Below are 21,830 nucleotides of genomic sequence, written 5' to 3'. Positions count from 1 at the left end.
TTCAACAAACCCGGCGCGGAACATCGCGGCGGGCCGGCCACCCCATCGCAGTGCTTCCCAAGGAGTTCCCATGACCACCTCCGTCGAGACCATCCCCGGCTACATCGCGGGCAGCTGGACCATCGACCCGGTCCACTCGGACGTCTCGTTCTCGGTACGTCACCTCGGTGTCGCCAAGGTCCGCGGGCGCTTCGACACCTTCGAGGGCACGATCGTCACCGCCGAGAACCCGCTGGAGTCCTCGGTCACCGCCTCCATCGAGACCGCTTCGGTCAACAGCAACAACAAGATGCGCGACGACCACATCCGCAACGAGGACTTCCTCGACACGGACGGGTTCCCGACGCTGACCTTCACCTCCACCGGTCTGCGTGCCGAGTCCGCGCTGGTCTACCAGGTCGACGGCGACCTGACGCTGCGCGGCGTGACCAAGAAGGTCACCCTCGAACTCGAACTGAACGGCTTCGGCACCGGTTTCGACGGTAGCCCGGTCGCCGGCTTCACCGCCACCACCGAGATCAGCCGCGGCGACTTCGGCGTCACCGGCGGTGCGGCGGGCGCGGCGGTCGGCGACAAGATCACCATCGTCCTGGAAATCGAAGCCAAGCAGGCGTGACCCCCGCCTGTAGTCGACCCCGCCCACGCCGGGCCCCGATGCGCGCCCGCTTCCCGAAGCGCATCGGGCCCGGCGACCCCGGCGGGTTCGGGGACGCTACAGGTGCGGCGAAGCGGCAACGGTGATCCCGATCCGGGCGAGGTCGGCGCGCAGCGTCGGAGTGTCCGTGTAGTGGAGGGTCTCGATGCCCAGGGCCCGGGCCGCCGTCAGGTTCTCCGGCCGGTCGTCGATGAACAGCAGTTGGTCGGGGCGCGCGTCGAGCCGCTCGCACAGGTGGAGATAGATGCGCGCGTCGGGCTTGGCCAGGCCCAGGTCCGCGCTGAACACCCGGTGCCGGAACAGTCGCGACCAGTCCTGCTCCTCGAGGTGTCGGGCCATTTCGATCGGGGCGTTCGAGAGCAGCGCGAGACCGGGGTCGGCGCCGCCCGCGGGTCCGGCCAACTCGGCCAACAGGTCGAGGGTGTCCTGGTTCATGTCCATCCAGATCGCGAGGTCGGCGGCCACCAGCACGTCGACCCGGGCCGAGTCCGGCGTCGGACGGCCCAACCGGGCGCACACCCCGCTCCAGAACCCGGCGGCATCCAGCGTGCCCGCGTCGTAGTCGACGCGATCCGGCCAGTACGCGGGCCACAACTCGGCCGCCGTGACCCCGACGACACCGGCCAGGGCCTCGCTCGCCGCGTCGGAAGGCGGGACACAGATGACCCCGCCGAAGTCGAAGACGATCCATCGGGTACCCATGGGCGCTCCGTTCGTTGACTTTCGAACATCCGATACGTTTGATTGAACGCATGGAAAGTGCGGAACGTCAACAAACGCTCATCGAACGTATGCGTACGACGGAGCGCGTTACGGTCGCGGAGCTGGCCGAGGAGACCGGCTGCTCCGAGATGACCATCCGTCGCGACCTCGACCAACTCGCCGAGCGCGGTGTGCTGCGGCGGGTACGGGGCGGCGCGGTAAGCCTGATGTTGCGCGGCGAGGTACCGCCCTTCGGTGTCCGGGAGCACGAGGCGACCAAGAGCAAGCGCCGCATCGCCGCCGAGCTGGACTCGCTCGTCACCGACGGCGAATCGCTGATCCTGGACAGCGGCACCACGAACCTGGCCATCGCCCGCGTCCTGGCCCGCCGCCGGGTCACCGTCGTCCCGCTCGACCTGCACGCGGCCCGGGTCCTCGGCGACGCGCCCGACGTACGCCTGCTCGTCCCGGGCGGCCGGAGCACACCCGGCGCGCTCAGCCTGAGCGGCCCCCTGACCGAGAACTCGCTGCGCACGCTGCGGGTGGACACCGCCGTCCTCGGCGTCTGCGGCATCTCCGTCGAGCACGGGCTGACCGCCCACGATCCGGACGAAATCCCGGTCAAACAGGCGATGATCGCCTCGGCGCAGCGGATCGTCGCGGTCTGCGCCGGGGCCAAGTTCGGCCGTACCGGCCTCGGTCACGTCTGTCCGGTGACCGACCTCGACATGGTGATCACCGATGGGGACGCCCCGACCGAGGCGGTCGAGCGGCTACGCGACCTCGGCGTGGACGTCCGGGTGGTCTGAACTCCCGCGCCCACTCGCCGAATCACCGAATCACCGAATCACCGGATCGCCGGATCGCCGAAGCGGCCGAACGGCGGGCATCCGGGCCTCATCCGCAACAGAAGAGGTTGTCGCACGGACGCCCCACCTCGCTGCCGTACGCCACGAAGTCCCGCACGGGCGCCAACGCCGCCTCGACGGCCTCGGCCGGCAGCGGCGGAGCCTTCGGTTCGACCCAAAGGTCCCAGTACGGCGGGGAGTCGTCGAAGTCGAAACGCCGCGCACCGTCGACGAACAGCGTGAACATCGGATGATCCGGAAAGACATTGAGGCGCAGCACCCACCACACCCCCCGCACCATGGCGGCATGTGGAAAGTGCCCAACACCGGTGCGCCGCCACGGCGGCACTGTCGCAAGCTCGGAACGCTCCATGCCCTGCACCCTTCCCCATCAGCGCGTGGTCGGCACCACCGGCGATGATGGGAAGATACGCACAGGTATGGCTACCGGCGTGACGGCCCGGCGCCGCGCGCCGCACCCGGGCCCACGGGACCGCTACGCCCGAAGCGCCGTGGAACAACACGCCGAGCCCGAACCGGAGGATCCTCGATGAACGCCGCGGATGGCTGGGACGGTGTCGTTCGACTGGTGCGGGCGGCGTTGGGGGACGACGTCGTCGGGGCGTACCCGCACGGGTCGGCCGTGGCGGGTGGGTTGCGGCCGGACAGTGATCTCGACGTGCTGGTCGTGGTGCACCGGCCCACCACCCTCGGGCAGCGGCGGGCGCTGGTGGACGGGCTGTTGGCGATCTCCGGGACGCGGGCGCGGGGCGGGCCCGCGCGACCCGTGGAGTTGACCGTCGTGGTGCACGACGAGGTGCGGCCGTGGCGGTATCCGCCGCGCCGCGAGTTCCAGTACGGGGAGTGGCTGCGCGAGGCGTACGAGCGTGGGGAGACGCCCGGGCCGACGGTGGATCCGGACCTCGCGCCACTGCTCACGATGGTGTCGGCGGGCGGGGTCGCGCTGTTCGGCCCGGCACCGCACGAAGTCCTCGATCCGGTTCCCCATCGGGACCTGGAACGGGCCGTCGTCGCCGGCATCCCGGACCTGCTCGACGAACTCGAATCCGACACCCGCAACGTGTTGTTGACCCTGGCCCGGATCTGGACCACCCTCGCGACCGGCGCGATCGAGTCGAAGGACCGGGCCGCCGACTGGGCACTCGGGCGACTCCCGGCCGAGCACCGGGCGCCGCTCGCCCGGGCCAGGGCCGGCTACCTGGGCATCGAACGGGATCGATGGGACGAACTCCGGCCGCAGGTACGGGCGCACGCCGCGCATGTCGTCGCCGCGATCGATCGTCTGGTCGCCGCCGAGGGGAATCGATGAGGAGCGCCCGTCGACCCCGACCGGGCTCGACCACCACACCCTCACCGTCGGCGAGCCGGGCCGAACCGGACGCCCGGGCCGACCGGTCGACCGAGGCCGGCGTGACCGGCTCCCGCGTCTCGCCCACCCCCGAGATGGGCTTCACCCGGCCCGCCTCCCGGGATCCGAACGACATCCGGCCGCAGACGTACGTCGCGTGAGCCCGCGCCTCACAGCGGCGGCAGCGGATCGTGCCGGGTCGGCTGACGGCCCGTGATCAGCCAGAACAGGTACCCGCGCAGATAGTCCTCGAGGCCGTGGTCGAGATGTGCCGCGAACGCCCGCAGCGTCGCGGGGTCGTGATGCGCCGGATCGGGATCGGCGAGACGGGCGTCGATCCACGCGCGGACCCGATCCCGATCGGCCCACCAGGCGCGCACCGCCGCCGGGGTCCAGTGCTCGTCCCCGTCCCACCCACAGCCGCCGACCGGCCCGGCGGCGGCCACGCCGAGGAGGTCGCACACCTCGCGCGGCGTGCGGGGTTGGCGGTGCACGAAGGCCCGACGCCCGTCGTCGGCCAGGAGATGGGCGGCGGCCACCCGGCCACCCGGGCCCACATCGCCCGCGCCGATGAAGAAGGGGCCCGGGACACTCAGCCAACTCCGGTCGACCCAGCGGGCGTTGCCGAACCGGCGGCCGTCGCCGAGGCCGCCGCCGACGGCGTCGAGCGCGTGGTGGGCCATCGGCAGCGGATCCCAGTACACGAGGCACGGGTCCCAACCGGCGGCCCGACGGTCGTGCCCGAGCGGGGCCCTCGACTTCCGCGTCTCCCGCGTCTCCCGCGCCTTCAGGTTCGCGTCGGCCAACGCCGCGAGCCACATGACCGCGACGGCGGCAACCACGAAGGCCGACACGGAAAGCGGCGTCACGTCCATGACGCCGAACCTTATTGCGCCAACCGGAATCGGCCACCGGCATTACGCCGAGACCGCGGCCGAGAACCGGTGGAACCGACGGCAAGGCAAGGCAAGGCAAGGGAACGGAACGGAACAGACACGGCCCACCCGGTCACAGCCACACCCCGCGCCGATCCGGCGCCCGGCTACTCCGAAACCGTCGAGCCGACGGCCGCCACCGCCCGGGCCCGCGGCGGCCGGATCCCCAGCACCGCGCACGCGGCCGCGACCGACGGCCCGACCAGCGGCCGCAGGTCCTCGTACCCCTCCAGCGCGGCCAGTGGAACGGTGAGCGCGGCCAGCGCGGCCAGCGCCCGCACCTCGCCGACCATCGTGTCCTCGGCGCCGCTCCGGTTCAACGCCCGCTGGGTACGCCGCCGGCAGGCCAGCACCCGCGTGCCCAGCACGGGCTGGGCCCGGAAGGTGCGGTCGAACATCAGCACGGTGAGCAGGCGCCGATCCCGCGCGTACAACTCACCCATCGCGACGAGCAGATCACGGGTCGCGGCGGGCGAGAAGCCGTGCCCCTCGGCCCGGTCGAGGATCGCCTCCAACTCCTCGACGGCCGGCTCGACCAGGTCGGCGAGGATCTCTTCCTTGGTGTGGAAGTAGTAGTAGAGGGCGGCCTTGGTCACGCCCATCGCGTCGGCGATGTCCTGGAGCCGGGTCGCGCCGTAGGTCCGCTCGGCGAACAGCGTCAGTGCGGCATCCCGGACACGGCGCCGGGTGTCGCCTCGTTGACCGGTCACGCGCGCATCCTTCCCCGGTGGCGGTGAACACCTTCGCGCCCCGCACCCCACCTGCTGCCGAGACCCACCACCGCGATCCGGTTCCCGGACCTGCTTCAAAACCTATTTCTACTGTACGGCCAGTAGAAACTACGCCCCACGTAGTACGCGCGGCCAGAACCTCCGAAGGACGTCCGCGGGGTTGATCGCGGTGAATACTTTCTACTGTCCGGCTAGTAGAAATGCTCGGCCGGACGGGCCCGCGACCTGCTCGCGCATGCCCTCACCTGCCCCTGTCTCTTTTTCGCCTTTCCGTCACGCGCATCCAACCCGGCGGTTTCGACACGTGTCGTCCGGGTCGATGGCACACGTCCCGCCCCGTCCAGTCCCGACTCGCATGAGCCTGGAGACCCCTTTCATGGCCACTTTCCTGTATCGACTCGGCCGGAGCGCCTTCCGGCGGCGGCGCCTGGTCGTCCTGCTCTGGGTGGCGATCATCGCCCTCGTCGGGTTCGGCGCCGCCAACGCGTCCGCCCCCGCCGCCAAGCCGTTCACCGTCCCCGGCATCGAGGCGCAAAAGGCCGTCGACCTGCTCGGCGAGCGCATGCCCGAGGCGGCGGCCGACGGCGCGAGCGCGCGGATCGTCTTCCGCGCCCCCGCCGGCCAGCAGATCGACTCCGCCAAGAACAAGGCGGCCGTCGACCAGGTCGTCGGCGCGCTCAAGGGCAGCGACCAGGTGGCCGCCGCCGACGACCCGTTCACCGCGGGCACGGTGAGCAAGGACCACACCACGGCCTATGCCGCGGTGTCCTACCAGGTCTCCGGCGACACGCTGAAGGACGCCACCCGCGACAACCTGAAGCACGCCGCGCAGAAGGGCCGCGACGCGGGCCTGACCGTGGAGGTCGGCGGCGACGCGCTCCAGGACGACTCCGGTCCGGGCAACGGCGAGATCGTCGGCATCGCGATCGCGGCCGTCGTACTCGTGATCACCTTCGGCGGCCTGGTCGCGGCGGGTCTGCCGATCCTCACCGCGCTGCTCGGCGTCGCGGTCGGCGTCGGCTCCATCACCGCCCTGGCCGGCGTGTTCGACCTCTCCCCCACCACCTCGACCCTGGCCATGATGCTCGGCCTGGCCGTGGGCATCGACTACGCCCTGTTCGTGGTCTCGCGCTACCGCAACGAACTCACCAAGGGCCACGAACCCGAGGACGCCGCCGGCCGCGCGGTCGGCACCGCCGGCTCCGCGGTGGTCTTCGCCGGCCTCACCGTGATCGTCGCGCTCGCCGGCCTCGCGGTGGTCAACATCCCGATGCTGACCGAGATGGGCCTGGCCGCGGCCGGGACGGTGGCGGTGGCCGTGCTGGTCGCGCTCACCTTCGTCCCCGCCATCCTGGGCTTCGCGGGCAAGCGCATCTTCGGCCGCAAGGCCCGCAGGAAGGCCGAACTGCTCGCCGCCGAGGCCGCCGAGGGCGGCAGCGTGCACCGACGGGCCGCGGAGAAGCCGAACATGGGTACCCGCTGGGCCCGGTTCGTGCTGCGCCACCCGATCCGGGTGCTCGTGATCGCCGTACTCGGCCTGGGCACCCTCGCGATTCCCGTCGGGAGCATGCAGCTCGGCCTGCCGGACGACGGCGTCAAGTCGACCGACACCACCCAGCGCCGCGGCTACGACCTGCTGACCGAGAGCTTCGGCCCCGGCTTCAACGGACCGCTCCTGGTCGTCGTCGACGCCGCGAAGAGCAACAACGGCAAGGAGGCCGCGGCCGAGGTCACCCAGGCGCTCGGCAAGGTCAAGGGCATCGCCTCGGTCGGCGAGGCCACGTTCAACAAGGCGGGCAACACCGCCATCATCGAGGTCACGCCGAACTCCAAGCCCAGCAGCAACGCCACCAAGGACCTGGTGCACGCGATCCGCGACACGGCGGATCAGACCAAGGCCCGCACCGGTGCCGAGACCCTGGTCGGCGGCGGACCGGCGCTGAACATCGACTTCTCCCAGCGCCTGAACGACGCGCTGCTGCCGTACCTGGCCCTGGTCGTCGGCCTCGCGATCCTGCTGCTGATGGCGGTGTTCCGGTCGGTCCTGGTGCCGATCAAGGCGGCCGGCGGCTTCCTGCTCTCGGTGGTGGCCTCGCTCGGCGCGGTCGTCGCGGTGTTCCAGTGGGGCTGGCTCGGCGGCCTGATCGGGGTCGACCAGACCGGGCCGATCATGAGCATGATGCCGATCTTCCTGGTGGGCATCGTGTTCGGCCTGGCGATGGACTACGAGGTGTTCCTCGTCACCGGGATGCGCGAGGCGTACGTCCACGGCGAGAGCCCCCGACAGGCCGTGGTCAGCGGATTCCGCCACGGGGCCCGGGTGGTCACCGCTGCCGCGCTGATCATGATCGGGGTGTTCGCCGGCTTCATCGGAGCACCCGACTCCATGGTCAAGATGATCGGCTTCGGTCTCGCCTCGGCGGTACTGTTCGACGCCTTCGTGGTCCGGATGACGATCGTGCCGGCCGTCCTGGCCCTGCTCGGCAAGTCCGCGTGGTGGCTGCCGGGTTGGCTGAACCGGCTGATCCCGAACGTCGACGTGGAGGGCGAGGGGCTGCGGAAGTACCTCGGGGACGACGACGCGAACGCGGCGCCGGTGGACGCGAATGCGCCTCGGCGACCGGACCGGGACCCGGATCTGGACACCGTGAAGGTGTGATCCGAACGGTCGAGGTCCGATCCGGGCGACCGGGGTGTGATCCGATCCGGACGACGAAGATCTGATCCGGACGACAGGGGTTCGATTCGACCGGACAAGACGACGGCGGGGTGTGCCCGGGCTTCGGCTCGGGCACACCCCGTTGTCGTGCGCCTGCGGTGGTGGCGCGGGTCGGTCGGATCAGGTCGTCGCCGTCGGCTGCCGCTCCCGGGGCACCCGGGGCTCCCGCGCCTCGCTCGGGAGTGCCATGCGGAGTTGGAGGAGATGGTCCGCCACGGTCATGGCCGCGAGTACGGCCGTGGCGGTGGCGAGCGTGGCCCAACCGGCGCCGGCCAGTGGGGCGGTCAGTGGTACGACCACGATCGCCGCGCCGATCCGCGCCGCGATCGATCCGGTGCCGAGTACGTGGCGATGCCAGGCGTGGCCGAGCAGGAAGACGGCCACGCCCGTGCCCAGCCACCAGCGGTTGGTGTCGGTGCCCAGGTGGTGGATGCCGTCCGAGATGCCGGCCGCGACCAGCACGATGCCGGCGATCATCACCGCGTGGGCCAGGCCGAACGCCACATAGCCGAGCATCTGCCGGCGCTCCACCGACGCCTCGGACATGGCCCGTACGGTGCGTTCGTCGTCACCGCCGAAGTAGGTCCACCAGATGCCGGTGGCGACCGCGATGCCGAGCAGGATGCCCCCCGCGAGCTTCCAGTCGACCGGTCGCCCGCCCGCACCGATGCCGACCGCCACGACCGACTCGCCGAGCACGATCAGGATGATCAGGCCGTGACGCTCCACGAAGTGGTGCGGCTCGACCACGAATCCGCGGATCCGGCCGATCACCATCGACAGGTACAACACCGTCACCGCACCGGCCCAGCACACCCAGGTCCCGACGTCGGACAGGTGCGGCGCGACCAGGATCAGTACGCCGCCGACCGCGTTGAACGGGGCAAGCCGCAGGATCCCGGCGCGGGCCGACGGCTCGGCGGCGGTCAGGAACAGCGCGACGTGCATCCCGACCGCGACGAGGAAGGCGAGTCCGAACGCCCAGCCGTCGGGGTCGAACGCGTACGGCAGGTCCAGGCCCATCACGAAGAACGCGGTCATGGTCAGCGCGAGCAGCAGCCGATGCGCCACCGCGTCGGGCCGCACCGCGTTGGTCAGCCAGCTGAACGCGCCGAACATCCACCACAGCGCGGCCAGCGGCAACATCCCCTGGAACAGGCCGGACCAGCCCGGATGGGACTCCACCTGGTGGGTGGCCTGGGTGAGTACGAAGACGAAGACGAGGTCGAAGAACAGCTCGATCGGCGTGACGCCGGTGGACCGCTCCCGTTCGTCGGGGGGTTCGACCGGGTCGTGCGGGAGGTCCATGGGGATGGAGAGGACGGGCTCGGCGGCGGTCGTGGCGGGCGCGTCGCCGGCGGCGGTCGGTGGGTGGTCGTGCGGGTCCCGGTCCGGTGGGGTCGGGGAGGGGTTCATGCGGTCACTTCCAGGTGTCTTGCGAGCATGCTTCCTTCGATCCCGACACACGCGTCGCGGCCGCCGGCCGCGAGCCGGTCGGGCCGCCCGAACCTGCGCGGGTGGTCGAGTTCGGGTCGTACGTGCGAGGGCCCATCATCACCGCGCCGCGCGTCCCGGGACAGCGGAAATCATCACGTTCGCGGTCGGCGTATCCCGGACGCGCCGAGATGGGCCGGGATGTGCTGCGGCGGACCGGATTTCCGGTCCGCCGCAAGGGTTGGTGGTCGGTGGTTGGTGGTCGGTGGTTGGTGGTCGGTGGTTGGTGGTCGGTGGTTGGAAGTTCACGTGCACGCGAGTACGCGTGCTCAGGTGCTCAGGTGCTCAGGTGCCCGGTGCGCGGTGCCCGGTGCGCGGTGCCCGGTGCTCACGAGCACAGGATGAGCAGTGATGTGATCACCGTGCACGATGCCGACGAGGTGTTGTTGCCCGGGTTGGGGTCGTTGGGTGTGCTCGCCGTGCGGCTCGCGGTGACCTCGTAGCCGAGGCCCAGATTGAGCAGGTCGATCGGGGCGGTGAAGTGGCGGGTGGTGGCCGCGCCCTTGGCGAGCGGGCCGACCGTGCAGGTGACCGTGCGGTTGGCCACCGTGCAGTCCGGCGAGGTCGCGGTCATCGGCGACGGCAGCGGCGCGGTGACGGTCGCCGAGGCGAGTGCGTTCGGGCCCCGGTTGGTGACGGTGACGGTGTAGTCGATGTGGGCGCCGAACAGGCCGCCGACGCCGTTGGCCTGGAGCACCACCGACACGTCGGCCGCGCTCGCGATGTAGGTGTAGTGGTCGGCCGGCACGGTCGCGCTGGTGCCGCCGGCGGTGGTCACCCGGACGTCGACCTGGCCGGCCGGACCGGGCGGCGCGGTCGCGGTGCAGGTGGTGGCGGTGCAGGTCACGGCGGTGGCGGGGCGGCCCGGGCCGAAGGTGATGCCGGTCGTGCCCGCGAGGTCGGTGCCGGTGACGGTGACCACCGTGCCGCCGGTGTCGGGGCCGGAGTTCGGGCTCACCGCGGTGACCGTGGGGGCGGGCACGTAGGTGTAGCGGTCGGCGGCCGAGCCGGCGCTGGTTCCGCCGGGGCCGGACACGGTGATGTCGACGGTGCCGGGTGCGCCGGGGGGCGCGGTCGCGATGAGGGTGGTGTCGTCGACGACGGTGAACGCGGCGGCCGGGGTCGTACCGAACACGACGGCGGTGGTGCCGGTCAGGTGGGTGCCGGTGACGGTGACGGAGGTACCACCGGCCGTGGGGCCGGAGTCGGGGCGCACCGAGGTGACGGTGCGCGGTTGTGGGACGCCGACGACGACGATGCCGTAGGGGGTGGAGCCGACCGGGACGGTGGCCACCACGGTGTCGGTCGTGCCGTCGATCACGGACACGTCACCGGACTGGGCGTTGGTGGTGTACACGTACCGGCCCGCGACGTGCAGGGTCAGGTTGGCCGGGTACCCGCCCACCGGCACGCTGTCGACCACCGTGTTCGTGACCAGGTCGACCACCTTGACCTCGGCGGGGAACGCGGAGACGTACGCCCGCCTTCCGGTCGGGTCCACCGCGACATTGCTGCCGTCGGTGATCGGCACGGTCGCGACGAGCAGGCCGCCGGCGGTCAGGTCGAGCGTCCACAGTCCGGACTGGTTGTCGACCGCGTACAGCCGACGCCCGTCGGGGCTGAGCGCGGCCCCGTCGGGTGTACCGGGCAGCGTGATGGTCGTGCCGACCACGCCGGTCGCGGTGGTGATCACCGAGACGCTGCGCCCGGCGTTGTTGACCGCGTACACGTGTGCCCCGTCCGGCGCGACCAGTACCGCGATCGGGCCGGTGCCCACCGCGATCGTGGCGGCGACGGTGTTCGTCGCCGTGTCGACGGCGAGGACGGAGTTGCCCTGGGCCACGTACAGCCGGGTGTCCGTCGGGTCGATCGCCATCGCGAACGGCGCGCCGCCGGTGGCGATCGTGGCGACGACCGCGTCGGTGGCGGTGTCGAGCACCGAGATGCCGCCGGAGTCGAAGTTCGCGACGTACACCCGGGTGCCGGCGTGGTTCGCGGCGAGCCCGTACGGGCCCCGGCCCACCGGGACGGTGGCCGTGGTGGTGTTGTTCGCGGCGTCGATGACCGAGACCGTGTTCGAGCCGGAGTTGGCCACGTAGACGGCCACGCCCGGGCGGGCCGCGGCGGCGGGTACGGCCTGGGCGATCAGGCCGGCGAGGACGAGGGCCGCGGCGGCGACGAGGGCGATCAGCCGGGCGGGCGGCGCGGGGTGGGTCGGTGGGCGGTGGGGCCGGGCCGGGCGGCGCGGGTGCCGTAACCGGTCGGCGGGCTCTGCGAGATCGTGTGACATCGGGATCCCCTCCCTGACGATGGAGCGCACCCGGCCGGTTCCATCGGGGCACACCGATCCCCACCCCGCGGTGCAGCACTCGGGCCCCCACCCGAATCCGGTGCCACGCCCGGCAACGGGTGCCGAGCCGTGGTACCGGACGGCCGCGAATCACGGATCGCGATTCGTCGGTGCATCGCCCGAAACGTACCGGGTCGGCGGGCGGTGATGCGGCCTTAACGGCGAAATCGCCTCATGGGAGCGGGAGTTGGTGTACGAGGCGTGGGGGGCGTCGGCGTGCCGGGCGGGAATCGGGGGCGGTTCGTTCAGTCCCTGGGCAGGTATACCGTCCGGCCCTGGGCACGGGCGCGCAGCGCGGCGGGCACGCGCGGAGCGACCGTGCTCGGCAGCAGTTCCGCGGCCCGCTCGACGGTGACGAACGCGTGATCGTCGAGTTCGTCCTCCTGGATCCGAATGGCCGCGATCCGATCGGGGGTGAACGTACCGCCGTCGAACATCCAACCGGTCAACGGGCGGGGCCGGGGCTCGAGTTCGGGCACCCAGTCGATCACCAGCAACTCGCCGACGGGCACGTCCAGCCCGAGTTCCTCGCGGAGTTCGCGCGCGCAGGCGTCGTGGGGCGACTCGTTGCGGTCGACGAAGCCGCCGGGCAGGTTCCAGTAGTCCCGGTAGTTGGGTTTGACCACCAGGACCCGGTCGTCGGCGTCGGTGATCAGCGCGGAGGCGGCGGCGTAGAGGGAGGGCAGTTGCTCGTACCACTGCTCGGGCGGCAGGAACTCGTGGGTCATTTCGTCGAGCCTACGGCCTGTCCGGCGGAAGCGGGGGCGGCGGGCGACGGGCGACGGGGGCTCCGGGCCCGGAGCGTCGGGCGCCGAACCTCCCGCACCCGGCGCCGAGTCGCCACCGCACACCGGCACGGCCCCGCCGGCCGGGAGCCGGCGGAGCCGTGGAGAGCCGCCTCGGTCGATGCTCGGGTGTCGATCAGTCCTTGGGAATGTACATCGGACAGGTCGAGAACGCGTTCTGCTGCACGCAGGTGAACAGCGCGTTCCACTTGCTGCCGGTGTCGGCGACGGCCTGGGTCAACGCGTCGCTGCACGTGTCGTCGGCAAGACCCCAGAGGGATCCGTCCGGCCAGCCGGCCTGACGGGTGCGCGTTTCGATCGTCGTGAGGCATTCCGCGGTCGGGTTGTAGCGTTTCACCTCGTTGAGGAACTCCAGATACTTGGGATTCCGGAGCACGTTGGCCTGCGCGGCCAGAGTCTGCCGGGCCGCGTCCTTGGCCTGCGGCGACGCCTTCGGGTCCTGGAGCGTCGCGGTCGCCTGCGCGGTCGCCGTCGCGGTCGCCTGCAGGACCTTCCGGATCTGCTGCTGGTCCACCGGCTTCTTCGGCGCCGTCTTCGGGTCCTTGGAGGCGAGCAACGCGTCGCTGATCAGCGTCACGACCTGGATGGCGAAGCCTCGCTCGGTCGCCGGGAAGGTCGGATCCTGGAGCCGGACCATGATCTGGGCCACGCCCTGCGCGGTCTTCAGATAATCGCCCCGCTCCCCCACGGCCAACTTCGGGTCCTGGCTGCGCCGCAGCGCCTCGTTCACGCCCTGCACGATCTTCGTGTACAGCAGCCGGTCCGGAACCGAGGTCGTCGGATCCTGGATGGCCTTCAGCGTTTGATTGATCGCCGAGACGGCTTCCGCGTACCTGTTCCGGTCCTCCGTGGACGTGGACGAATTCTTGATCGCGTTCACCGCCGTGTTCAGCCCCTCCTTCAGCTTCTGCTTCACATCCGGCGGGACGTCCAGTTTGTCGATCTCGGCCTCCACCTCCCGCTTCGCGCCGTCCGGGTCCGTCTTCGGATCCGGCGGCGGCGCGACCTGCTGCAGCTGATTCGGTGGACGCGACGAACCGCCCGGACCGGGTGTGCCCGGCGTCCCCGACGAGGGGGTACCCGGGGCGCCGGGTGTCCCCGTCCCCGGCGTGTTCGGCTGGTTCGGGCCGTTGGGGGAGTTCGGCGTATTCGGGGTGTTCGGCGCGTTGGGCGTGTTCGGGGTATCGGGTGGGGGCGGGGTGTACGCCGGCGCCTGCGGGGTGTTCGGCGGTTCGGGGGTGTCGACGGGTACGCGGCTCGTGGCCTGGCCGGGCGAGGCGATCCGGGGCGCGGCGGCCGCGGCGGCGGTCGGCAGCGCGAGTGCGGCGGCCAGACAGGACGTGCCGACGATGCGGGATATCTGTCGCCGGGCGGTTTTGGACATGACGAATCCAGTCGAGTGGGGACGTTGCTGCTGTGCCGTTGTCGGCTCGGCCCCCGAGTCGGCAGCCTGCGGACACCGGAGACCTGGGCCTCGACGGTGCACACGGGACGGTGCACATGTGTCGAACGGTGCACATGGATCGACAAGAACAACTCTTCGCCCCTCCCCCGCCCGTCGCAACTCCGCCCCACGCCGCCGTGCGCCCGCCAAGGTCGCGGGAGCGGTGTGGCGCGAACGGTGAGTAGGCGACGGATCTCAGGCGGTGCATCAGTGGGTCTCGGTGGGTCTCGGTGGGTCTCAGGCCGCGGTGAAGCGGTCCCGGTGTTCGCCGCGAAGTCGGCCCGGCGGAAGCCGGCGGCCGAAGGCGACGAGGAGGAGGTCCTGTCCGGCGCCGGTCAGCGGGGCGTCGGCGGCACTCCCGTAGGCCCAGTCGAGGTCGTCGGCACACAACCGGACACCGGCCAGGTTCGCCTTGAAGAACCGGAGACCTCGGGGAGCGATCGCATCCAGCAGCGGGCGCAGCCGCTCCTGCGGGACCCGGCGCTCGAGCCCCAGGGCAACGGTGACGTCGAGGCCGTGCACCACGTCGTGGCCCAGGGCCGAGGTGGGACCGCCCGGCGGCTTCCACGGATGCTCGGCGTTGTCCCGCAGCGCCGCGACCAGTTCATCGGTGGACAACGCGGCCGCGTCGGCGCGGGCGCGGCGATCGGTCATGCGGTGGAGGCTCCCGCGTGCCTTGACCGCCTCCAAGCCGAGCCGGGGCAACGAGCAGCGGAAGCCGAGCGACATGTGCGCAACCACTTCGCGCACGCGCCAACCCGCGCACAGGGACGGGGAGTTCCACTGCTCGACGGAAAGTCCCTCGAACACGGCGGCCAAATCCCGACGTTCGGCGGCGGTGGCGACCGCGAGCTCCACGGAGGTCGGCGAAGCGGGCCTGCTGCCGCCTGACACGCGCGACGGGTGGGAGATGCCGGGGGCATCGGGGGTGTCGCCGGTATCACGGGTATCACGGGTGTCGACCATGTGATCAAGCGTGTCGAGGCACCTTCGAGAAGTCCAAGACCCATGCGGTCTCGAATCTAGAATCATCGGTTATGGAACTCAGGCAGCTGCAATACTTCGTCGCCGTCGTCGAGGAGGCCAACTTCACCCGCGCCGCGGCCCGACTGCACCTCGCGCAGCCCGGCCTGAGCGCGCAGATCCGCCGACTCGAACGCGAACTCGGCCAACCCCTGCTCGACCGTTCCGGCCGCACCGTGACACCCACCGCGGTCGGCCTGGCCGTCCTCCCCTACGCGCGGGCCGCACTGGCCGCGATCGAGGGGGTTCGGCACACCGTGGACGAGTACACCGGCCTGTTGCGCGGCCGGGTGACGCTCGGCCTGGTCTCCGGCGCCGCCACCCACGAGTTCGACGTGGCCTCGATCCTGGCCGGCTTCCATGAGGACCATCCCGGGGTCGAGATAGCCCTGACCGAGGACACGTCGGAGCGGATGCTCACCGCGCTGCTCCGGGGCGAGTTGGACATCGCGCTGGTCGGCGTGGTGGATCCGGAGCCTCCGGCCGGGGTGACGTTCCGGATCGTGGTGGACGAACCCCTGGTCGCGGCGATGGCTCCGGGCGACACGTTGCTGACGCCGGGACGGACCACCCTCCCCCTGGCCGCGCTCCGGGATCGGCCGCTGATCAGCCTGCCGCGCGGCAGCGGGTTGCGCGGGGTATTGGAACGCGCGTGCACGGAGGCGGGATTCCGGCCGCGAATCGCGTTCGAGGCCGCCGCCCCGCTGCTGCTCACCCAACTGGCCGCGCGGGGCCTGGGCGTTGCGGTGGTACCGGCCCTGCCCCCGGACGCGGCGGCGGCCGCCGGACTGCGCACGCTGGAACTGATCCGGCCGCGCGCCCGGGGCCGGATCGCACTGGCGTGGCAGACGGCCGGCCCGAACGGGCCGGCGGCGCGGGAGTTGCTGGGGCGGCTGCGGGGGGTGTTGGGCGAGCACACGTCGGTGGGAGGCGGCGGGTGAGGCCCCCGCGCAGGAGGGGCGGGAGCGCGGGGCCTCGGCGCCGTGAGCGGTGTGGTGCGGTGTCGCAGCAGTGTCGTCCGGTGTCGAGTCGAACCGTCCCCCGAGTCGCCCAATGCCGAATCGAGTCGACTCGTCCCACGTCATCGCACGTCATCTCACGTCATCCCACGTCATCCCACGTCGTCCTGCGCCATCCTGCGCCGTTCCTCGTCGTCCAGCTGGGTCAACCGGCGGTCAGACCGCTGTCGTTGTGCAGGATCGCGCCGTGTACGTTCCGGGCCTCCTCGGAGGCGACGTACGAGAACATCGCCGCGATGTCCTCCGGCTGCGCCATCGGGCGGGGCGTCATGGCGCGGCCGACCAGGTCCCAGTCCACGTCCGCGGGCATCTGGTAGTTGGCCACCAGGTTCGTGTCGATACCGCCCGGCGCGATCGCGTTCACCCGCAGCGGCTGCTTGGCGAACTCCCAGGCCAGCGACCGGGTCAGCTGGACCACGGCGCCTTTGCTCATGGTGTAGACGACGCCGTACGCCAGGCCCATCACCCCGGCGTTGGACGCGATGTTGACCACGTTGCCGGACCGTTCGAGCAGGTGCGGGATGGCCGCCTGGCACATGAAGAAGTAGCCGTCGATGTTGACGCCCATCATCCGCCGGTAGTCCGCCTCGGTGACCTCCAGCACGTGCTCGGCCCGCGCGATGCCGGCCACGTTGCCCAGCACGTCGATCCCACCGAACTCGGCCACGGCCGCCGCCACCGCGGCGAAACACTCGTCCCGTACCGCCACGTCGGTGACCCGAGTGGCCACCTTGCCCGCAAGCCCGACCGCCGCCTCGGCGGTCTCGGCCAACGACGCCGCCGCGATGTCCAGCGCGAACACGTCGGCCCCCTCCGCCGCCAACCGCAACGTGGTGGCCCGCCCGACCCCCGACCCGGCTCCGGTAACCACTGCGGTCTTACCGTCGAACCGGCCGGACACATGGGCTATCGACATGCGTTCACTCCATCGGACGAGGATTCGGAAGACGGATCGAAAGGGCACGACAACGCACCCACGACCAGAGGTGAGGGATCGTGCCACAGCCAAGTTGGGGAAACCAGACCCATTTCCCCACCCGTCGCCCAACACGAAGAACCTCACGGACCCGGTAACCCGCACGTCCATGGCGGGACGAACAAGGGAAGCGAAACAAGAGAAGGAAGGCCGAGACAAGGGAAGGCCCGAACAAGGAAAGCGCGGGCGACCCAAGGGGAGGGCACGACGACACCCACGATGCCTGCCTCGGCTTCGCCACCGGTCCCTCCACCCACCGATACGCGAACGCCCTCGTCAGAACCTCGGAAGCCGAGCCGTCATCCGGACGCCCCGCTCAGGACGATCGTCGCGGAGGCACGATCCAAGTAGGCACCCACCCCGTTGTACGACCACCGGCCATGTTCGAGTACGAGCGAACGCAAAGCGCTCGGCAGATCCGCCATCGGCGGCCCGTCGATCGCCCGCCACTGCCCCCACCCTTCCGCTGCGACGGTGTCCGCGAGATGAACGACCCCGTAGTAGCCCCAGTCGTGCGGCCCCGGCACCGTCACACGCGCCGTGTCGGGCGTACCCATGGCCCGGACACACCACTCGGCGGAGGTCAACGGGCCCAACTGCGGAAACACCGCCAACAGATCGGCTGTGACGGAACGCGTCGGTTCACAACGGTGCGCCGCCTGTTCGTCCTTGTCGTCACCGTCTCCGACACCACACGCGCCGACCAGCATCGCGGCCGTGACCGTGAGCCCCACAACAACCCTTCGCGCCGTATGCATCACCCGACCTCACCCATACGCACGCCCCCGACCTCGGCATCGAACCGACACCCAAGTCCGGCATCGGGACCAGGGACGATACATCCAACCTGGTACGCATGCTCGTGCCCGCTACCCGCGCACCAGGCCGCCGACAACAGGCACCGCACCGACCCGACCCTGGCACGCCAGCACCCGAGCAAAGCGGCCACGGATCGACCGCACCGACGCGACGCCGCCACACTCCCAGGCCCCACCCCCGACTCGGACACCTCCGAGCCACCCACCCCCAGGCGCGTCAGCGCCCACGCCCCTGGCCACCCACGCGATCGACGCGCGCAGCGCGGAGAGCGGCGGAGCCGCAGAACTTGGGTCGGGTGACCCGGAGCGAAGCGGAGGGGCGCACGGCCCCGAGCGAGGGGCCGCTTTTTCTTGGAGGAGCGAAGCGGGGGAAAGAAAAAGCGGTCCCTCGCGAGCCGGCGCGGAGCGCCCAATAAAAAGCACCGCCGCACCCACGACCCCGGCCACCCCGACCCGCCCAACCTGCCCCTCAGCCCCCCGCGACCACGACACCCGCCTCCGGCAAGCCACCCGCCCCCCATGCCACTCGGACCCATCCCACGACAACGCGCGCCCCTGGCAAGCGACCCGCTCCGTCGCGACTCAGGCCCTGCCCAACAGCAACACCCCACAGCCACCCACTCCGCCGCGACTCGACCGGCCCCCAACGCGCGATCCTGACGAGCCGCCCACCCCTGACCGCTCGGGCACCAACACGCATCAACACCCGCCCCTGCCAAGCCACCCGCTCCGCCATGGCTCAGGCTCCACCCCACCGCAACGCCCCACCCCAACAAGCCACCCGCTCCGCCGCGACGCAGGGCCCTCCCCCAACGCACGATCCTGACGCGCCCCCCACCCCTGACGACCCGGGCACACCCAGCCTGCCAAGCCACTTCACCCCGCTGCGATTCAGCTCGCTCCCATCACCGCTCAAGCGCGCCGCACCTCAAGGGCACGACCTCGGCGCACAACCGACAACGGGCCGCCATCGCCTCGCCGTCGGACGCGTGTCAGATTCCGGCGTCGCCGAGTTCGGGGTCGTCGGCGTGGTTGCGGCGGGCGTCGAGTTCGTCCTGGGCCAGGCCGAGGAGGCGTTGGCCGGTTCGGCTGCTGACGCCGAGGCGGCGGCCGACCTCGGCGCCGGTCACGTCGGCTTCGGCGGCCAGGAGGGCAACCAGTCCGAGGATCCGGGGGTCGCGACGTGCGGCGCTGGTGAGCGGGGTGCCGTCGACGGCGTGGCCCTGGCGCGGGAAGTCGTAGGCGGGCGGCGCCTCGACGGCGGGGGACGCGTTGTCCGAGGGCGCCGCGTCGACATCGGCAACGGCAACGGCGCTCCGGCGGTTGGCCCCCGTACCCTCGGCCGCTCGTTGTTCGGAGATCGTGTTCGGCAACGGTACGTCGGCCGGGGCCACGTCCGACACCGTCGGCCGCGTCGCGGCCCGGCGGCGCGCCGTGTCGGAGTCGGCGTCCCGGGCGGCGTCGGCGCGCGTCGACCCACGGCGCGCGTCGGAACGCGGGGCCGTGTCGGCGCCACGCCGCCCCCGAACCGCGCTCGCGTCGTCGCGGGGCGAATGCGCCTCACCCGGTGCTCCGGCCGCACCCCGGTGACGCATGTCCGTGACATCGGCCGCGATGGCGGCCGACGTATGGTGATGCAAATCCCCCTCCGCAGGCGCCCGCGAAGCCCCCCGCGACCCGGCGCCCTTGGTGGCACCGACCGACGGATCCGGCGACACGACGCCCCCGTCCCGACCACCTCCGGCTGCCTCCGCCCATGCGACCGTCGCGTCCCGCAGCCCACCGGCGCCGGCTCCGCCTCGGCGAACTTCCGTACCCTCCGGCCAATCCGCCACCACGTGGCGCCGCGCCCCGACACCGCCGGGCGACACGACAACAGCATCGGCATCGGCATCGGCCGCACCGGACACCGGCACTTGGCCACCCGCCTCCTCCGGCCACGCGGACACCGGCCCGCCACCCGCCGGCGGCCGGCGAATGTCCGACGCACCATGCGGCGTACCGGACACGCCGTGGCCGCCCTCCCCGTCCGTCGGCCATCCCGTCACCACATCACGACGCGTATCGGCTGCACCGGACACGAGACCGCCGGACACGAGACCGCCGGACACAAGGCCGTCCGGCACGAAGCCGCCCGACACGACACCCCCGGAAACCATGACATCCGCCCCCAGCCACTCGGCCATCGGGGCGTCGCGCACCGCCGCGTCGTCGTCGGCGTCGGCCGGCTGCCGGTGGATGTCCGGCGTGATCGCTCGGCCGGCGGGCGCGTCATGGCCGGCGACCTCGTACCCGGCACTCGGCACCACGACATCGGCGACGCCCGTCGGCCGCCTGCGCATGTCCGAAGCGGCCACACGACCGGCCACACGACCGGCGGACACCTCGTCGGACACACCACCGGACACCGCGATACCGGACACCACGACACTGGGCACCGGCATCCGGTCATCCACCTCCCCCGGCAGACCCGCCAACCGCCCGTGTATGCCCGAGGCGGTCGCCCCGCCCGCAGGCACTTCGCGAGGTACATGCGCATCGCCTCGCGACGCCACGCCACGAACGTCCGAGCCACCCACGACACCGGACACAGCAACGCCCGTGGATGCGCCGGCGTCCGGATGTCCGGCGTCCGGATGTCCCATGTCCGGATGTCCGCTATCCAACGAGGCGTACATCCCGCCCTCCCGACGCAGCCGACCCGGCCCCGCCACCGCCACCGCCCCGACGCGCCACCGATCGTCGCCTACCTCGTGACGAAAGGGCCCGCCTGCGGTCACCACCGCCGATCCGTGGCCGAGATCGTCGTGCCGGCCGTCACCGTTCGGCGGCACCGCGCCCGCGCCGACGCCCGCACTCGTACCCGCGCCCGCGTCCGTGTCGCCCACACGTGGCCGGGGCATCCTCGGCGTCGGCGCGGCCTCACCCACTCGCGGGTCGGCGGCCCCCGGCGCGGGCCACGTCATCGTGGCCAACCGGCCGACGTCGACCAGGACTCGGAGCTGGGGAAGCACCGCGGCCTCCACCTCCGCGTCGGCCAACCGCACCCGGGACGCGGTGCGTTGGGCGAACGCCTCGGCGCGGCGATACCGGCGGTCGATCCCGCGTACCGACCGCGCCGACGCCCCACCCGTTCCGGCACGCGCGTCCCTGGCCTCCGTGGCCTGGCGCAGCCGGTACAGCGCTCGCGCGGCACGCCGCTCCCGGACCCGCTCGGTCGCGTCGGCCGCGCCGAGGTGTTCGTCGCTCGCCAGTTCCGCCAGGACCAGGACCCGCTCGATCGGGTGCAACCAGCGGATCCAGCCCACCCGACGGTCGGCCCGCGCGGTCCGGGCGTGGCGCTCCTCGGCCAGGCCCAACTCCCACAACACCGCCGCGATCGGCGCCCAGATGCCCAACGCGAACATCTCGCCGAGGCCGGCCCCCTCGCTGGCCGACATCGACGCCGACAACAGCGCCAGGACCCACACCAGCGCCCCGGACAACCCCGCCGCCGCACCCCGCGAGGCCCGCCGCCGGGCCCGCAACGCGCAGACCACCGCGGCGAAGTCCAGCGCGACGAAGGGCAGATACGCCCACGGCCCGGTCAGGCCCATGACGTCCCGACCGAACTTGCCCAGCTGAGCCGCCGACAGACCCGCCGCGGCGGCCGCGACACCCGCCGTCAGCAGGTCCTCGACCCGCCGGCCGCGCCGATCCCGGGTCGCGGCCCGGTCGCTCTCCAGCGCCTTCCGGGCCTCTTCGGGCAGCGCGGCGACCCTGGCCCGCTCGGCGACGGCCCGGCGGCGTGCCCGTTCGATCAGGACGGCCGACGCGAGCACGACAAGGGCTCCGGCCAGGTAGGGCCAGTCCCGGGACCAGTCCCAGCGCGCGAGGTCCAGCATCTGTACGACAACTCCTTCGTCCCGCGCGAGGCACGGGTCCGATTCGGGAAGTGCTCG

18 protein-coding genes are annotated in these 21,830 nt (G+C 71.8%); 6 read left to right on the top strand and 12 right to left on the bottom strand.

The window, feature by feature from the left end; translation table 11 throughout:
* Positions 1-70: 70 nt before the first annotated feature.
* Positions 71-616 carry a YceI family protein gene (locus EMA17_RS11815; RefSeq protein WP_126636888.1) on the top strand — a complete coding sequence of 182 codons (546 nt, stop codon included), beginning with the start codon at positions 71-73 and terminating at the stop codon, positions 614-616.
* Between the two features lie 96 nt (positions 617-712).
* Here the strand turns inward: EMA17_RS11815 and EMA17_RS11810 are convergent, their stop codons facing one another.
* The gene (locus tag EMA17_RS11810) at positions 713-1,357 is read right to left on the bottom strand and encodes an HAD family hydrolase (protein ID WP_126636887.1); all 645 of its coding nucleotides are present in this window, start codon (positions 1,355-1,357) and stop codon (positions 713-715) included.
* 50 nt (positions 1,358-1,407) lie between these two features.
* Here EMA17_RS11810 and EMA17_RS11805 point away from each other — a divergent pair, with 50 nt between their 5' ends.
* Positions 1,408-2,166, top strand: a complete 759-nt coding sequence (locus tag EMA17_RS11805; RefSeq protein WP_126636886.1) for a DeoR/GlpR family DNA-binding transcription regulator — start codon at positions 1,408-1,410, stop codon at positions 2,164-2,166.
* A gap of 88 nt (positions 2,167-2,254) precedes the next feature.
* Here EMA17_RS11805 and EMA17_RS11800 read toward each other — a convergent pair whose 3' ends face one another.
* A complete protein-coding gene (locus EMA17_RS11800) occupies positions 2,255-2,578 on the bottom strand; it encodes a hypothetical protein (RefSeq protein WP_126636885.1) in 324 nt (107 codons plus the stop codon).
* A 177-nt stretch (positions 2,579-2,755) separates the two neighbouring features.
* On the opposite strand from EMA17_RS11800, the gene EMA17_RS11795 reads away from it, so the two are divergent.
* Complete coding sequence (locus tag EMA17_RS11795) at positions 2,756-3,535, top strand: aminoglycoside adenylyltransferase family protein (RefSeq protein WP_126636884.1); 780 nt, start codon at positions 2,756-2,758, stop codon at positions 3,533-3,535.
* Positions 3,532-3,735, top strand: coding sequence for a hypothetical protein (locus EMA17_RS11790; protein WP_126636883.1), 204 nt, complete (start codon positions 3,532-3,534; stop codon positions 3,733-3,735). Before EMA17_RS11795 ends, EMA17_RS11790 begins: the two co-directional genes overlap by 4 nt.
* A gap of 9 nt (positions 3,736-3,744) precedes the next feature.
* Here the strand turns inward: EMA17_RS11790 and EMA17_RS53985 are convergent, their stop codons facing one another.
* Both EMA17_RS53985 and EMA17_RS53980 read right to left on the bottom strand, forming a co-directional pair.
* On the bottom strand, positions 3,745-4,449 hold the full coding sequence (locus EMA17_RS53985) for a ferredoxin (protein ID WP_246126598.1): 705 nt from the start codon (positions 4,447-4,449) through the stop codon (positions 3,745-3,747).
* A gap of 167 nt (positions 4,450-4,616) precedes the next feature.
* Positions 4,617-5,219: a TetR/AcrR family transcriptional regulator gene (locus EMA17_RS53980; protein ID WP_160161378.1), complete on the bottom strand. Its 603-nt coding sequence runs from the start codon at positions 5,217-5,219 to the stop codon at positions 4,617-4,619.
* A gap of 397 nt (positions 5,220-5,616) precedes the next feature.
* On the opposite strand from EMA17_RS53980, the gene EMA17_RS11775 reads away from it, so the two are divergent.
* On the top strand, positions 5,617-7,899 hold the full coding sequence (locus EMA17_RS11775) for an MMPL family transporter (RefSeq protein WP_126636881.1): 2,283 nt from the start codon (positions 5,617-5,619) through the stop codon (positions 7,897-7,899).
* Positions 7,900-8,079: 180 nt separating this feature from the next.
* Here the strand turns inward: EMA17_RS11775 and EMA17_RS11770 are convergent, their stop codons facing one another.
* The 5 genes from EMA17_RS11770 to EMA17_RS11745 all read right to left on the bottom strand — a co-directional run bounded on the left by EMA17_RS11770 (position 8,080) and on the right by EMA17_RS11745 (position 15,019).
* On the bottom strand, positions 8,080-9,375 hold the full coding sequence (locus tag EMA17_RS11770; protein WP_126636880.1) for a low temperature requirement protein A: 1,296 nt from the start codon (positions 9,373-9,375) through the stop codon (positions 8,080-8,082).
* Positions 9,376-9,781: 406 nt separating this feature from the next.
* Positions 9,782-11,743: an IPT/TIG domain-containing protein gene (locus tag EMA17_RS11760; RefSeq protein ID WP_126636878.1), complete on the bottom strand. Its 1,962-nt coding sequence runs from the start codon at positions 11,741-11,743 to the stop codon at positions 9,782-9,784.
* Between the two features lie 305 nt (positions 11,744-12,048).
* Positions 12,049-12,531, bottom strand: coding sequence for an NUDIX domain-containing protein (locus EMA17_RS11755; protein ID WP_126636877.1), 483 nt, complete (start codon positions 12,529-12,531; stop codon positions 12,049-12,051).
* A gap of 193 nt (positions 12,532-12,724) precedes the next feature.
* Positions 12,725-13,993 carry a hypothetical protein gene (locus EMA17_RS11750; protein ID WP_126636876.1) on the bottom strand — a complete coding sequence of 423 codons (1,269 nt, stop codon included), beginning with the start codon at positions 13,991-13,993 and terminating at the stop codon, positions 12,725-12,727.
* A 297-nt stretch (positions 13,994-14,290) separates the two neighbouring features.
* Positions 14,291-15,019 (bottom strand): maleylpyruvate isomerase family mycothiol-dependent enzyme, encoded by a 729-nt coding sequence (locus tag EMA17_RS11745; protein ID WP_126636875.1) that lies wholly within the window; start codon positions 15,017-15,019, stop codon positions 14,291-14,293.
* 71 nt (positions 15,020-15,090) lie between these two features.
* On the opposite strand from EMA17_RS11745, the gene EMA17_RS11740 reads away from it, so the two are divergent.
* Positions 15,091-16,017, top strand: a complete 927-nt coding sequence (locus EMA17_RS11740; RefSeq protein WP_126636874.1) for a LysR family transcriptional regulator — start codon at positions 15,091-15,093, stop codon at positions 16,015-16,017.
* A gap of 223 nt (positions 16,018-16,240) precedes the next feature.
* On the opposite strand, the gene EMA17_RS11735 is transcribed toward EMA17_RS11740, so the two are convergent.
* From EMA17_RS11735 to EMA17_RS11725, 3 genes are all read right to left on the bottom strand, one after another.
* On the bottom strand, positions 16,241-17,011 hold the full coding sequence (locus tag EMA17_RS11735) for an SDR family NAD(P)-dependent oxidoreductase (protein WP_246126597.1): 771 nt from the start codon (positions 17,009-17,011) through the stop codon (positions 16,241-16,243).
* 359 nt (positions 17,012-17,370) lie between these two features.
* Positions 17,371-17,805, bottom strand: a complete 435-nt coding sequence (locus EMA17_RS11730) for a hypothetical protein (RefSeq protein WP_126636873.1) — start codon at positions 17,803-17,805, stop codon at positions 17,371-17,373.
* A gap of 1,076 nt (positions 17,806-18,881) precedes the next feature.
* Entirely contained in the window at positions 18,882-21,773 is a 2,892-nt protein-coding gene (locus EMA17_RS11725) for a hypothetical protein (protein ID WP_126636872.1), read from the bottom strand.
* Positions 21,774-21,830 lie beyond the last annotated feature (57 nt).

The sequence above is a fragment of the Embleya hyalina genome, assembly GCF_003967355.1.
Classification (GTDB): Bacteria; Actinomycetota; Actinomycetes; order Streptomycetales; family Streptomycetaceae; genus Embleya; species Embleya hyalina.
The sequence above is the reverse complement of the archived record's forward strand: the minus strand, read 5'-3'. Positions and strand labels throughout refer to the sequence as shown.